The organism is Mesorhizobium sp. GbtcB19, from assembly GCF_019091085.1.
GTDB lineage: Bacteria > Pseudomonadota > Alphaproteobacteria > Rhizobiales > Rhizobiaceae > Mesorhizobium.
Genome location: NZ_JAGXJY010000001.1, coordinates 244,556 through 257,358, shown reverse-complemented (window position 1 = coordinate 257,358; position 12,803 = coordinate 244,556). Strand labels below are relative to the sequence as shown.

Genomic DNA, 12,803 nt, shown 5'->3' with positions numbered 1-12,803 from the left:
TCGCCGGCACAATGGGTAGGCGAATTTGGCCCATGCGGGGTGGGCAGAGGGCAGCGGCGCGTGGGCTCCCGTCGATTAGCCGGGCCAGCCGGCTCTCTTTGCTATCGGGGTTATCGAGATTCAACCCACCCTGCGAGGCGTTCAGGGTTTATCAGGGTTTGAATGCATCGCGGTTGACGGTGATGGTTGGAGGCTTCCACCCTCCGCCTCCCGGCATGTCCAACGATGCGTCCCGGAAACTTCGCTCGACTTCGGCGGTATAGGTGCCGTCGTTCTCGAAGCGGTCCCACAGAATGAAGCCAATAATGAGCGCGATGACGAACAGGGGCCAACGCATCGGACAGTCCCTCAGATGCCCGACCGATATTATCTGCCTGCGGGTCAACAAATACAAGCTATTGCTAATATATGGCGGCGCAGCCTGACAACCGCGTACGATCGGGAACTACGGTGACAGTGCACAAATCAGCCATGACGGCTGTTGGTCAAAGCCCAGCGCCTTTGGATTCAGGAACACGAAGCAGGCCGCATAGGGCTACATATCGTATCGGGGGACCAGTTTCGGCGACCGCAGTTCCTGGGCCATTTTTGCCGCCTGAAAGACTGTCATGAGAACGTAGGTCGTTTCACCTTCGGTGGAGTTTATGGCCAAGACCACGCGGCCGATCTCGTCGCTCATGGCGCATGACCAGTCTTTGACAGCAATCGCCCGTTTTCCCGCCATGTACCCCTGCCTTTCCCCTTCGCGAGGTTATTGGGCGTCGTGAAAGCCAGCAATTTGGACTGAATGCCCATTCCGTTGGGCCTAACGTCGTTCTCCCTGGTTTGCCTTCAACTGGCGAGCAATCGCGACGCCGGTCGCAGACTGGCGAATTGCGGTGGCTAATGATCAAGGCCAGCGCTCCTGGATTCAGCAATCCGAGGCTGGCCGCAAAAGGAAAAGGTGCGCTGTCACCGTAATTCGTGTCTCCGGTAGCGGCTTCGAGGGGGGCGCTGGTGTGGGACATTGGGTAGCCCCGAACGCCTCCGGACCGGCCGGGGACGCCATTTGCCATGCACAACGAACGTTGGCGTTGGACAAGGGCTAGGCTTTGTCGTCGTCAATCTTCTCGGCATCTACGACGGAGTAGGACGCTCCGCCGTTGTCCTTCGAGCGAAGGGCGAGTTCTTCGTAAAGGTAGCGTACGAACATCGAACCTGCGCCAAGCACCACCCACAATGGCACACCAACGGCCCCACCAAGGGCAGCAATGCCCGCGCTTTGGCCGCCGAACACTGCAACGCCAACAGCGGCAGCACCAAGGCCCAATCGCTGGGCGACGGAGCGATTGTCCCAGCCAACGCTTTTGGTCTGTGATGCTACGATCTTCACCAGCGGCCAGATGACCTTGCTTGAGACCGTTGCGGCTATTGCCTTCTTCGCCTTTTGGCGGACAGGCAGGTCCGAGTTCCGAATGTCGAGAAGCTTGAGTGCCCAAGCCTTGAGCGCGTCGCTTTGGGCCGGCGTTGCCTGTTCAGCGATCCGAACCGCAAGTTGACGATAGTTCTTCTCATCCATGTAGAGCCCCCATGTGCGCCTTCGGCTCGTATCAGAGCCGAGGCTGCAATGACAGTGTGCGGAAAGCCCAGCGTACAGCAGCGGCGCCGCCCGAATGGGGGGGCGGTTCAACGGAGTGAAGGGCCGTCCTCCCGTTGGCCCGCGCCAGCGATTGCGGAGTGGATAGGGGCTTGGGGGGATTTACGGTGACAGTGCGCAAATTTGCTATGAAGGCTATTGGTCAAAGCCCATCGCTCCTGGATTTCAGGAGCCCGCGGCTGGCCGAAAAGGAAAGGGCACCGTCACCGTAGTCCCCAAGACCTTCGCTCCAGTGTGTTTGCCATTTTGACGTTGCGAGGCTACTGGCGAGCACAATTGTTTCTTCACGCCTGACAGCCATGCGCTCGACGGTGAGTTCCTGGAACCCGGAAAAAGGGCGGGCCGCAACAAGAAAAAGTGCACTGTCACCGTATTTTCCTGACAGCCATGCGCTCGACGGTGAGTTCCTGGAACCCGGAAAAGGGCGGGCCGCAACAAGAAAAAGTGCACTGTCACCGTATTTTCTAAAGCGGGACCGGCAGCGAGGCTTTCTCAGGATACCGGCTGGACGGATGGCTTGCTGTGCAGAGCCGACTGAACCGCGTCGAAGAAGCGACGGACTTCGGCCCGCGCATCATTGATATTCTGGCCGCGTTCGATCGCGACGGAAAGCAGATGCGTAGCAGTTTCCCTCCAGAGCTTAGCCGCCTCGTCGCTGGGAAGCCGAGCAATTGCGCTGGCCACGATTCGAATGGCGGGAAGTTCTCGGCTGATTGGGAAGGCATGCACTGACACGGATCGGACAACTCCCGAAATGTTCCGCGCCGAACCTACCGCTCGAAAGGAAATGGAAGCTTAAGAGCGCCACCTGGCGGCCAGCGGGCCTTTCGTTTGCTTACCGGTAAAGCTGCGCTTCGTTCCGCAGCGCCTTGTCGAGTGTGCCGTTTCCGAACGGTCCGTCGACGTCCACAATCTCCAAGCTGATCGGTTTCTCGGCTCCGGTCGACGACTCGTCATCATCGTTCTTGTTCTGCTTCTGGATCGGACTGATGAGGAAAACGCTGGCGTATCCGTCCGGCCGGAGTTGCGTATGGCCATTGATTTTCGTGGCGTCAGAAAGGCAATTCACGATCGCCATATTCAGCAGGCGCCGGTCAGGGTCCCCGGTCGGCGTGTCACCCTTGAAGCAAGAGGGGGTTCCAACTTCGTTAGAAGGCCCCTTGGATTTGTCCCCGACCAGGCCGTGCGAAATCTCGTACTTGTAGACGTCATATCGAGATGCCGGCAACGTGGTTGTCCGCAACGGATGGCTCGCCGCGGGGACGTTAGGGTAGGCCGCGTTTTTGTGGTTGGTGGCCCAGTAGGTATTCCAGAAGCTTTGCGAGGTGATCTTGTCGGTCATGCCCTTGGAGGAATCGTAATTGGTTCCCGATGGAAGAGGCAGCGCGGATCCGTCCGTGGCGACGTCGTATTTGTTGCAGTTACTGGTTTTGCTTGCGCCCTTGCGAACATTGGTCGCTGGCCGGTACTGCCAATTTCTGTCCTGCTTCTTCAAGGACTGGCTGTAGATATCGAACCGCACGTTCAAGCCGGCGTTCACTTGCCCGAGCGTGACACCGGTCTTGGTTGTGAGAGCGTCACGGCTGTAGCATGTCCCGGCCGTTCCAGTGGCGATAGCATCCCTCAGCGAAGTCAAGTTGTTATCGATCAATCCAAAGTTCCCAGGGCCTGGATTGGAATCGACCTTGAGAATGCGAAATTCACGGCTGTAGGTGTCGCCGGCAGCAAAGGCCTGTTGAATGGTCTTGCTGGTAGCTGGGGTTGTCGTCTCGAATGGGTTGCACATGAAGATCGGGACAGTCTCGCAGATTGACTGCTTGAAGCCGGCAACGGCGACCGCGCCTATGGTGAAGGAATCGCTGGTGGAACTGCCGAAGACGGGAAAGATCGCGTCGAAGCCTACCGGAGTGACGGTGACCTCCACCAGTTGCGCGTTCTTCGAGTCGTTCACCTCATCAGTGATGACGTCCTGCACTCGGATCGCTGTGTCGTCGGATGGCGGGAGCGAGCGCAGGTAGCGACGCGTCACGCCAGCTCTGGCAAGCACCGTGGGGACATCAGAACCGCTGGCAAACTGATACTTGTTTGACAGAAGGGCCGCCAACGCACGGTCGGCGCGCGTAATGCTGTCAGACCTTCCGTCCAGCTCGGCCGCCGACGCCAAAGCCATGGCGTCGGCTCCCTTTTGCAGGTCGTTGTGCAAAGAGGTGGCCCGGCTCATGTCTATGGCTAGCACCGCGAAGCCGATGAGGACCGGCAACATGATCGCGACCAGGATCATCGCCACGCCGCGTTGATCCTTCCAAAACGCACGAATCCCCCGAAACATCGCAGCCACCCCCTTGCCCCTGTGCCGCTGACATTCCTCGCAATTTTAGGATATTCTTATATTTGGGACTTTAGCAAGGGGGTCTGGCAGACCTTTGCGTCGGACGACCTAAGACCACCGAACGTTCTGGACTGCGACATTTGGCAGTTGCAAGTCGCGGACCTTCAGGCCGCCCGACCTGCACAAATTTGCTATGAAGGCTATCGATCGAAGCCCGGCGCTCTCGGGTTCAGGAACCGAGGCGGGCTGCAAAGGAAAGGTGAACGCGTTGCCGCACTGATAGCGCCGACGCTGAGAGAGATGATCTGCTGGATTGAAAAGAAAACTCGCCGGGCGAAGATTGTCCCCAATCCTCAAGCCCGGCGAAAGTTCTGCCCGATCCCCGCGATCAGGACCAGTGGGAGGAACACCGGCAATCTCTACGGTGCAAAATCCGGGCCATGATTTTGGTCTCGAATTGAGACATCATGCCGGCTTCCACCGGAAAGAATAAGGGCTCGCCCAAACGGGAACGAGCCCTTCATTTTCAGGTTGCCACCAAGTGAACGGCGCCGCTGCCTGGTTGGGGTTAAACCCGGCGCCGGCCCGCGAGAATATCTTCACCTGCATGATAGCTAATGTTCGCCAGCGCGACATGGTGTGATCGCGGAAGCTCTCGGCAAGCGATACCGCCCTTGCGGCCGAGCACAGCGCACTGGGGCGCGCGTCGTGGGCCGGGAAGACGCCGGACGTTTTAGTGGTGGACGCGATCTGCAAGAGCGCGGGTGCTGGCGGCCTGCCGTGTCGGCTTGTCAGAGGCTTTCCGAAGTCAGCCGGCAGGAGTATCCTGTTTCGTTGCCTGAAACGGCAGGATTTCCAGGGAGGAACCGATGGCACGCAAATACATAGACTGCCGAGAATTCCCGAGTGAAATGAAGTGCACGGTCGCGATCTCGGCAGATCGCGAGGACGAGCTGATTGAGGCAGCGGTACAACACGCGGTGTCTGTTCATGGGGAGCACGATACGCCGGAGTTCCGCTCCGAGATCAGGAAAGCCATCCATGAAGGCGTACCCGCCTGAGGCAGGCAGTTCTTATGGCGCTCTCCTTTGGCCCGCTGTCATCGCCTTTGACCGCGGGCCTTTTTCGAGCCGCGCGCAAGATTACCTGACGGGGCGGGTCGGCCTTCTTGGTCCTGGCAAACTTTCACACGGATTCGCGGCCAATCTGGCGGATCGTCTGTCTCTCAGCCAAAGTGTCTTCAGCTTCTCATTGCGACCGCTGTCAGCAGTCGCCCGGCCTTGCATCGCGGCAATCACATAGTCGGCTCTATTGGTCCGATAGTCCTCTTTTTGTGCAGGCAATGTCGTTCCTCCCGATGTTCGAGGCCCTCCGTCCCTTTTTGTGCTGATGGGGAATTAACTGCCGATATTTCGGGCGAGTCCACCAATTGGGAATTGTGTAGAACGATACATTCTCTGGCGTGTGTCACCTACGGCACCAGGAGCTCGTCCTAGGCTCCTGCCTAAGCGATTTTGCGGACGATCTCGTCCGGCGTTGGCCATGACGAATCCAGCCAGCAAAGCGGCCGTTCGGCTTTCGGTTCAGTGCTTGAGGTTAGTTGGCTCCCCGGGCCGGAGCCATTTTGGTAACCATTGGTGACCATAGCGCACACGTACGCACGTGTAACACGTTGAAATTATGCAAATCGGTTGCCCATGCTGTCCATGTCGTATACTGCTAGCCACCGACCCAATAGCGGGGAAAAAGCGGGGAACGGCGATTTGGGGAGCCATGCACGGAACGTTCTAACGGTCAAGAAAATCGAGGTTAGCAAAGCGAAGAAGCTGCGCGACGGCGGTGGGTTGTGGCTGGTTACGAAAGGAAAGGCGAGATACTGGATTTTGGACTACAGGTTTGGTGGCAAGCGGCGCGAGATGGGGCTGGGGCCGTTACATACCGTGGGGCTTGCCGAAGCACGCCAGAAGGCCGAGGAGGCCCGGAGTCTACTGCGCCAAGGGACAGATCCTGTCGCCAACCGGCGAATCCAGGCTATCGAGGTGGCGAAGGCCAAAAGCGCCTTGAGGACATTCGGCGAGTATTCGGACGATTACATTGACGCGGCCGTGAAAGCCGGACGCTGGCGCGGTGCTAAGACGGAAGCAGGGTGGCGCAACACTCTAAACAATCACGCGGCGCCGCTGCGCCCTAAGGCGATTGCTGGCATCGATGTGCAGGACGTGCTTTCCGTCGTTCGGCCGCTGTGGGGTGAAAAGCAGGAGACCGCTGAAAAGCTGCGAGAGCGCATTGAGCGTGTGCTTGATGCTGCGACGGTAGAGGGGTTGCGCAGTGGCACGAATCCGGCCGCCTGGAAGGGCAATCTCGAGCACGTCCTGCACAAGCCCGATGCCATCGCCAACAGCAGCAACCATCCGGCGCTCCCGTGGAGGCGGTTGCCGGCGTTTATGACGAAACTGCGAGCAGTCGAAGGCGCGGGCGCTAGGGCGTTGGAGTTCACGACCATCACAGCCGCCCGTAGCGGCGAGGTCAGGGGCGCAAGATGGTCGGAGATTGACCTTGTCGGAAGGATGTGGGTGATCCCGGCTAGGAGAATGAAGTCGGGCAAGGAACACCGGGTAGCACTGTCTCTTGCCGCAGTGGCTCTGCTGAAGGCCACGCGGCGTTTTGAAGACAACGACCTCGTATTCCCTGCGGTGCGCGGAGGTGAGCTTTCCGACATGACGCTAGCCGCGGTCATCAAGCGGATGGATGCTGCGGAACGGAAGGCTGGTCGCGAGGGCTGGGTGGACCCGAAGCAACTTGGCGAAGACGGCAAGCCGAAGATTGCTACGCCTCACGGCATGCGGTCAGCGTTCAAGGACTGGGCAACGGAGGCGTCCGATCATCCGCGCGAGCTGGCCGAGATGGCTTTGGCCCATGCTGTGGGTGATGCGGTTGAGCGAGCTTATGCGCGTGGTGATGCACTAGAGAAGAGGCATCGGCTCGCGGACGACTGGGCGGCTTACTGTGGCGTACTGTCGCACATAAAAGAAATAACTTGACACATTGAAAATTCGCGAGATTGGCTTGACTTTTTAGAAAAAATGTGCTAACTTTGTTGGTACTATTGTCAATGTCGACTCGACATGTGACTGCGGTGTTTTCCGCCTCAAACCGCCGGTGAACCGGTCGTAGCGCCACGAGACGGCGCCGCGCGTAGCGTGACGAAACCTCCAGATCAGACCATTCACGATCAGAGTCTAATAGCGACCGGATCTTCCGAGCGCACGGAGGAATTATGAACGACAACCACCAGCTACTTTCTTTGAATGACGCGGCCCGCCTGACATCCTTGTCACGGTCTATGTTGAATCGATACCGTCGGGAAGGGCGCTTCCCGCGCGCTGTGCCGCTCGGTGAAAAGAGGATTGCTTTCGTGGCGTCTGAGGTGCGCACCTGGATTGCTGACCGCATCGCAGCCCGAGCAGCCTGAAAGACGCTGGCGATCTTACTGGCGCCAAGAAGCCCTACCACCCACCAGGACTGATGAAAATGGAAAATCATTACGGCAGGGCGCGCGAGCGCCCTGACGACGCGCGCTTTGATGACGCTTACCGCGGTCGACGACTTTCTTGGCAACATTTTCACACGTTGACCAGGCGCCAACCCACCGTCGGCAAGCATTGCCGGAGGGAGATAGGATGAGAATCCTCGCAATTCGACCCCAACTAGCTGCCGGCAACGTGCGTGCTCGCTTCGACGCCGAGCTAGAAAACGGCGTGCGCCTCTATGATTTGAAACTGACGCGAGCGGGCAATGGGTGGCGCGTTTACGGGCCGCAGCACTTTGGTGGTGCCGCAGTTACCTTCCCGCCAGCCGTTGCAGATGAACTTGCTAGAGAGGCCGTCGCCTGTGTTGAAAACGCTACCTGAAGAAACCGGATCCACCCGAGCATATTGGACCCACGAAGTAGGCGAAGCTCACGGTCCAGTGGCCCAGTTCCGCATGTCCCAGTTGATTGATTACGATGAGCGCCTTACTGAGCCCGCCCGCACCGTCTATCGCTTTCTTATCGGCTGGTACATGCACACATACGGTGACGCTCTTGCCTCCGTTAGGCATATCGTAGCCACGATGCGTGGACGTGCGCCAGACGGTGCGCGCAATCTTTCGCGGTCGGCTGTTCAGCGTGCGATCATTTTGTTGATTGAGACAGGTTGGCTAGTCCGTACATTCGTCGGCAAAGGCCGCGGCGCTTCGCGCTACGTGCCGGTGCTAAATGTGCTTGAACTGGCAACCCAGGGAACATTACCAACCCCATCACCGATTAGCGTCCCACCTTACCGGGACGCTAATGATAATCCCTTAGCGTCCCATTCTACCGGGACAGAGGTGTCCCGCTCTACCGGAACACTAAGCAGTGATGCGTCCCACTCTATCGGGACGAAGACTCTCTTACCCGACCCGGGTACGAAAGACCCGGAGACGGGTAAGGGTACTGATGTATCCGCCGCTGGGGCGCCGCACCCGGCTGGCCCTATCGGGGCCACCGGGGCGGCTACGGCGGGTTTCGAGCGCGTGTGGGCTGCCTACGGCAAATACGGCAGCCGGCAAGCCAGTAAGGCGGCCTTTGCCGCTATCGCTGATCCCGATGTTGACCGTATCGCTGAGCGGGCTGCGGCTTGGGCAGCCAGCGCGAAGCCGGGCAAGAGGCGAATGCCGCTCGAGAAGTGGCTTGCCGAGGAGCGTTACGACGAAGCCGACCGCAAGGTTATACGGCAGCCGCCACCCGCCAACGACAACCGCACGACGCCTGCAGCAAAGGCCGCGGCGAGGCACGTCGAGATTGAGCGCGCCGAGATGACGGAGAACGTCGCGGGCGATAAAGTTATAGTGTTTCACCTCATCGAGCCCGGAACGACCGATGGCGTAATCGAGGGCGCGCCGTCTGGCATCCTTGAGATTGTCATAGAATCCAACAGCAGCAAGAAACAAGACGAAGGCCAGGAGCGATTGCAGCGTTTGGCGCAAGCGTGCGGACGCGATGAAGTGGAATCGACTGACTGCCTCGACTTTCACAGGTTCACATTGCTTCCCGATGGAAGATTTCGCCGTGCGCCGCAGGAGATTCTCGATCTAGTGTACGAACCGGAGGCAGCATGAACGCCGCCGCACGATGCAAACTGCTAGAACAGGCAGCAGATCGGATCCTGGCCGCCGACAATGACAACAAGCCGCCCGAGCCACCTGTGCGCTTTCGCGGCACTCGGCCGGCCTGGAGTTGGCTCGCCAAACACGATGCGCTTGGGGCGGCTTGTCTGTGGCTGGTGGCCCGCCAGCGCTTGCCGCAGGCCGCAAATGACAATCATGCAGAAGACGGCTTGAGGCTTGATCGGCGAAAGGACGGCAAGGCACGGGGCAAGAATGCCGCTCCCCGAAATCTTGAAGCGTACCTGGAGTTGCCCGCGGTCCGGCCACGCTTGGGTGATGCCGGACCCGTCGCCCGCGCGTTGAAAGGGTGGGACGGAGAATCCTGCGGAGTAACGATCAAAGCACAGACCGTTGACTATCCGCTTCATGATGATTGCCGTTTCGGCTTCGGTCCCCCAGTGATTGCCTACGGTGCCTTCTTTCTTGGTGCGCAGGGCGGACTTGGCCGACCGAGGCCGCACACCAGCCGCGGCGACGTTAGGCGTGTCGAAGAGCCGGACGCTGCTGTCCTGCCGGCAGAGGTCGATATCGTAATCGAGGCCATTCTCGCTCGGGCCACCGTCGCCGGCGTGGGTGAGGCGTTGGGCGCGCACGGCGGCTATGCGGATAGGCGAGGGCGCAAAGCACTTATGGACGCAGCGCGATGGGCAAAGACGGCCTCACCAATGCAACAGCAGGCCTAGCACCGTCAGCAACATCTGCATGATCTTGAACGCCTCGTCTCGTGAGAGGTGCCACCATTTTCGCTTTTTGGGGAGAGGTCGCCGCATACAATTCTCCATTTGAAAATCTCAAATCGAGAATCGTTTCGTGCCGATTTCTAATTATGGCGCGCGAGACGGTTGGTTTCACAAGCAGTTTCTTCAGAAAAAATGTGGACCGGGACCGCATCTGAGGATCCTCGCGGAAACCCATTGTTTTTCAATGTCTTATTGTCTGCGAACAATGGGCGTGGCGCTGTCGGCTCTGTGAACAACCTTTAAGGAGGTGCCAAATAGTGGCTCCAAAAACCTAAGACACGTAAGCTGGTTGAGAAGCGGGCTTGGCCCGGAGCGCCAGCCTTCGACAATACCTGCCTGGTTACAGTCCAAGCTGCCATGACGCCTGGGGCTAGATTCAACTGGGTAGTGGCAGAGCACTGAGTAGCCTAAACACCTATGACAGTGCGAAGCAATGTAAACAGATGTGGCGTCTGATCTAAGGCGGCACCCAAACCCGCCATCGCTACCGATCCAAGAGCATCAGAGGGCAGGGCCTTCACCTTTGCTATCATCTGGTCTTTGACCGACTGGTCTCCGTCAGATTTCTCGATCTTGCTAATCAACAGTTGGCGAATGGTGTCGTCATGAAGCTTCACTGTGACGACACCAAGAATGGCTCCAAGACCACCGTCTGCTGCAATGAAATCCATTCCTGCCGCAGTTATTTTTGCCGTGTGCATATGAATGTCACCGGACAGAAATCTGGTCCAAGTGAACTCTACCAGTCCATGCTCACGCAGATACTCCAGATTGACTAAGAGCCGGTTGTCGTGCTGCTGGCCCCAGCTTCTATTGACATCGGCGGATTGCGGGTAAAGGTCTTGCAACTCCGACAGCAATTGCCGCTGGAATCCTCGGTCGAGTAGCTCCCCCACGATTCCCTCCCACAAGGCCACGCTGACATCAAATCAGTGTGACCTTTAGGAGTCTATTGAAATGCGCAAGCCGAACGGGGTCGGGGGGTGCTTGCATCCCTGGCGATATCGATCGCTAGGACCGGCGTTTGCACAAACGCGCAGAGCGAGCGTGCCCCGGTTGAAAAAATAATCCGCCGACCAGCAAGCCTTGCTTCGCAACGACTTTTGAGTCGGTGACCCCAAAAAAGCAGGTGAAAAACCTATGGCAAATTCGCCAAAACCGCCGGCGCATCTGCGGCCGCCGACGCAGAAATGGTGGCGGGCCGTTGTGGCCGATTTCGACCTTGAGGGCCATCACCTACGCCTATTGCAGCTGGCGGCCGAGGCGTGGGATCAATCCCAGATTGCCCGTGAAGTGCTCGACCGCGACGGCCAGACATTCACTGACCGCTTCGGCCAGCCAAAAGAGCGGCCTGAGGTTGGAATTCTCCAGAACGCCAGGATTAGCTTCGCTAGGCTGCTGCGCGAGCTAGCGCTAGACGGTGTCGATGCCCCGGAGACGCCGCGAATGGCTAGAACAGCGGACTATGGTAGGAGGCGCTGATGCCGGTTAGACGTCGCATTAACAAGGCGCGCCCTGACGAGGTAAAGGCCTGGGCAATGTACTTTCAAAGTGGCCATGACTACTTTGACCATCTTGAGGGCGCTGGGCTTAGTTTGGCCCATATGGAAGCTCCGCCGCGGAAGCTCGCGGAGGAGACATGGCGCCGGATCGGCAACGAAGTCATCGCTTATTTGGATGATTTCTATCGAGGCTACCATCCACCTGATCATCCTTACTGGGCGGAGGAGCTTTTTGGGCCGCCTGGCGCAAGGCGCCGGCGACTTCGATAGCTCGCTCCACCACGCCAGCCGTCAACGATGCGGTACGGCGCGCCGAAGGCGGCCATGCGGTTGCGTGGGATCTAGTTAGAGGAATTCTCAATGACAATATCAGACGATCCGATCAATAGGCTGGCGCAAGCTATTTATGACGCGCTTGCCTCAAGCGGGAGCACCGCCATCATCGAAGGTGATCCATTGATTGCCGAATATCACGATGGCGATCTGATAGATGGCGTTACTCTAGATGGCCTTTTTGACTTCAAGAAGGCCGCCAGTCTTTTGCATACCTATCTGGAAAGGCAGAAAAATGAACCTTAATTATCTCTAGCAGCCCTATAAGTGAATCAGCGCTTATTTCGTACTTTAAGAGCTTACCATCATATCCAGTGGTGGTAAATTTATTGCCTTCCAAGTTACCCATAAAAAACCCACTCGATTCCTCGCCGATAGATATCGCATCGCTTTCGTAGCCGCCAGTAAAGGCATTCTTCTCAGGGTTCTTCAAAATATCCGCGTTGTGCGCGATAGCATTGCGAACTTCAGTAATATCAGGAAATTTTTCCCTGAACAACGAGAGCGACTTTTCAATGGTTTTCATCTCAACTTTTGTTTTGTCTCTTATCGCCTTTGATCGGTCTAAAGTCGTTTTTACCGATTGCATTGAGCGAAGAGTGTGAAAGAGCGTCATCCCCCCATCTCGAGCGGCTATACCCGCCCACAGAACATATGGTGCTGAGGATTTTCGTCTGTTCATATAAGCGCGAATCTTAGCAATTCGCCTTTCACCGTCTTCTGCGGGATGGCTTGCCGCATCTAAGCCCTCGGCCGTTTCCTTATCCGACTCACCATTCGCATAGTCAAAAAGTTGGACCGCAGCCCCAAACAGCATGGCGCACGAAGAGAGATTTGACAGCTGATAGAAGAGCACCGATCCCTCTGGATTCAAATCGTCGCCGATGTCCAGAGATGGCGGGGTCAAGTAAGCATCATATATCGACATTGATTGGCTCGCGAAAAAAACAATAATAGCCCAACTGCACCTTTGCCGAACATCTCCGATAAATCGGAAAGCCGGTCTTTTCACAGGAATCTCCGATGACCAACCAACCAGCCGCGGCCGGATCGCAGCCGCATGCCGTATGGGG

15 protein-coding genes are annotated in these 12,803 nt (G+C 57.8%); 7 read left to right on the top strand and 8 right to left on the bottom strand.

The window, feature by feature from the left end:
* Window positions 1-151: 151 nt before the first annotated feature.
* The 5 genes from KVT37_RS01215 to KVT37_RS01195 all read right to left on the bottom strand — a co-directional run bounded on the left by KVT37_RS01215 (window position 152) and on the right by KVT37_RS01195 (window position 3,965).
* A complete protein-coding gene (locus KVT37_RS01215; protein ID WP_217568842.1) occupies window positions 152-337 on the bottom strand; it encodes a hypothetical protein in 186 nt (61 codons plus the stop codon).
* 198 nt (window positions 338-535) lie between these two features.
* Window positions 536-679 carry a hypothetical protein gene (locus KVT37_RS01210; protein WP_217568840.1) on the bottom strand — a complete coding sequence of 48 codons (144 nt, stop codon included), beginning with the start codon at window positions 677-679 and terminating at the stop codon, window positions 536-538.
* 405 nt (window positions 680-1,084) lie between these two features.
* Entirely contained in the window at window positions 1,085-1,558 is a 474-nt protein-coding gene (locus KVT37_RS01205; protein ID WP_217568838.1) for a hypothetical protein, read from the bottom strand.
* A 570-nt stretch (window positions 1,559-2,128) separates the two neighbouring features.
* Entirely contained in the window at window positions 2,129-2,320 is a 192-nt protein-coding gene (locus KVT37_RS33440) for a DUF6074 family protein (protein WP_308642549.1), read from the bottom strand.
* Between the two features lie 151 nt (window positions 2,321-2,471).
* Window positions 2,472-3,965: a pilus assembly protein TadG-related protein gene (locus KVT37_RS01195; protein WP_254633779.1), complete on the bottom strand. Its 1,494-nt coding sequence runs from the start codon at window positions 3,963-3,965 to the stop codon at window positions 2,472-2,474.
* Between the two features lie 869 nt (window positions 3,966-4,834).
* Here KVT37_RS01195 and KVT37_RS01190 point away from each other — a divergent pair.
* The 5 genes from KVT37_RS01190 to KVT37_RS01170 all read left to right on the top strand — a co-directional run bounded on the left by KVT37_RS01190 (window position 4,835) and on the right by KVT37_RS01170 (window position 9,107).
* A complete protein-coding gene (locus KVT37_RS01190) occupies window positions 4,835-5,026 on the top strand; it encodes a DUF1059 domain-containing protein (protein ID WP_217568833.1) in 192 nt (63 codons plus the stop codon).
* Window positions 5,027-5,728: 702 nt separating this feature from the next.
* A complete protein-coding gene (locus KVT37_RS01185; protein ID WP_217568831.1) occupies window positions 5,729-7,006 on the top strand; it encodes an integrase arm-type DNA-binding domain-containing protein in 1,278 nt (425 codons plus the stop codon).
* A gap of 236 nt (window positions 7,007-7,242) precedes the next feature.
* Window positions 7,243-7,437, top strand: a complete 195-nt coding sequence (locus KVT37_RS01180) for an AlpA family transcriptional regulator (protein ID WP_217568829.1) — start codon at window positions 7,243-7,245, stop codon at window positions 7,435-7,437.
* Window positions 7,438-7,645: 208 nt separating this feature from the next.
* Window positions 7,646-7,876, top strand: coding sequence for a hypothetical protein (locus KVT37_RS01175; protein ID WP_217568827.1), 231 nt, complete (start codon window positions 7,646-7,648; stop codon window positions 7,874-7,876).
* A 646-nt stretch (window positions 7,877-8,522) separates the two neighbouring features.
* Window positions 8,523-9,107, top strand: coding sequence for a hypothetical protein (locus KVT37_RS01170; protein ID WP_217568825.1), 585 nt, complete (start codon window positions 8,523-8,525; stop codon window positions 9,105-9,107).
* A 23-nt stretch (window positions 9,108-9,130) separates the two neighbouring features.
* On the opposite strand, the gene KVT37_RS01165 is transcribed toward KVT37_RS01170, so the two are convergent.
* Both KVT37_RS01165 and KVT37_RS01160 read right to left on the bottom strand, forming a co-directional pair.
* Window positions 9,131-9,748 (bottom strand): hypothetical protein, encoded by a 618-nt coding sequence (locus KVT37_RS01165; RefSeq protein ID WP_217568822.1) that lies wholly within the window; start codon window positions 9,746-9,748, stop codon window positions 9,131-9,133.
* 554 nt (window positions 9,749-10,302) lie between these two features.
* Window positions 10,303-10,791 carry a hypothetical protein gene (locus KVT37_RS01160; RefSeq protein ID WP_217568820.1) on the bottom strand — a complete coding sequence of 163 codons (489 nt, stop codon included), beginning with the start codon at window positions 10,789-10,791 and terminating at the stop codon, window positions 10,303-10,305.
* Window positions 10,792-11,035: 244 nt separating this feature from the next.
* Between KVT37_RS01160 and KVT37_RS01155 the strand changes: the two genes are divergently transcribed.
* Window positions 11,036-11,377 (top strand): P27 family phage terminase small subunit, encoded by a 342-nt coding sequence (locus KVT37_RS01155; RefSeq protein ID WP_217568819.1) that lies wholly within the window; start codon window positions 11,036-11,038, stop codon window positions 11,375-11,377.
* Between the two features lie 380 nt (window positions 11,378-11,757).
* Complete coding sequence (locus KVT37_RS01150; protein ID WP_217568817.1) at window positions 11,758-11,976, top strand: hypothetical protein; 219 nt, start codon at window positions 11,758-11,760, stop codon at window positions 11,974-11,976.
* On the opposite strand, the gene KVT37_RS01145 is transcribed toward KVT37_RS01150, so the two are convergent.
* Window positions 11,918-12,658, bottom strand: a complete 741-nt coding sequence (locus KVT37_RS01145) for a hypothetical protein (RefSeq protein ID WP_217568815.1) — start codon at window positions 12,656-12,658, stop codon at window positions 11,918-11,920. The genes KVT37_RS01150 and KVT37_RS01145 overlap by 59 nt on opposite strands.
* Between the last annotated feature and the right edge of the window lie 145 nt (window positions 12,659-12,803).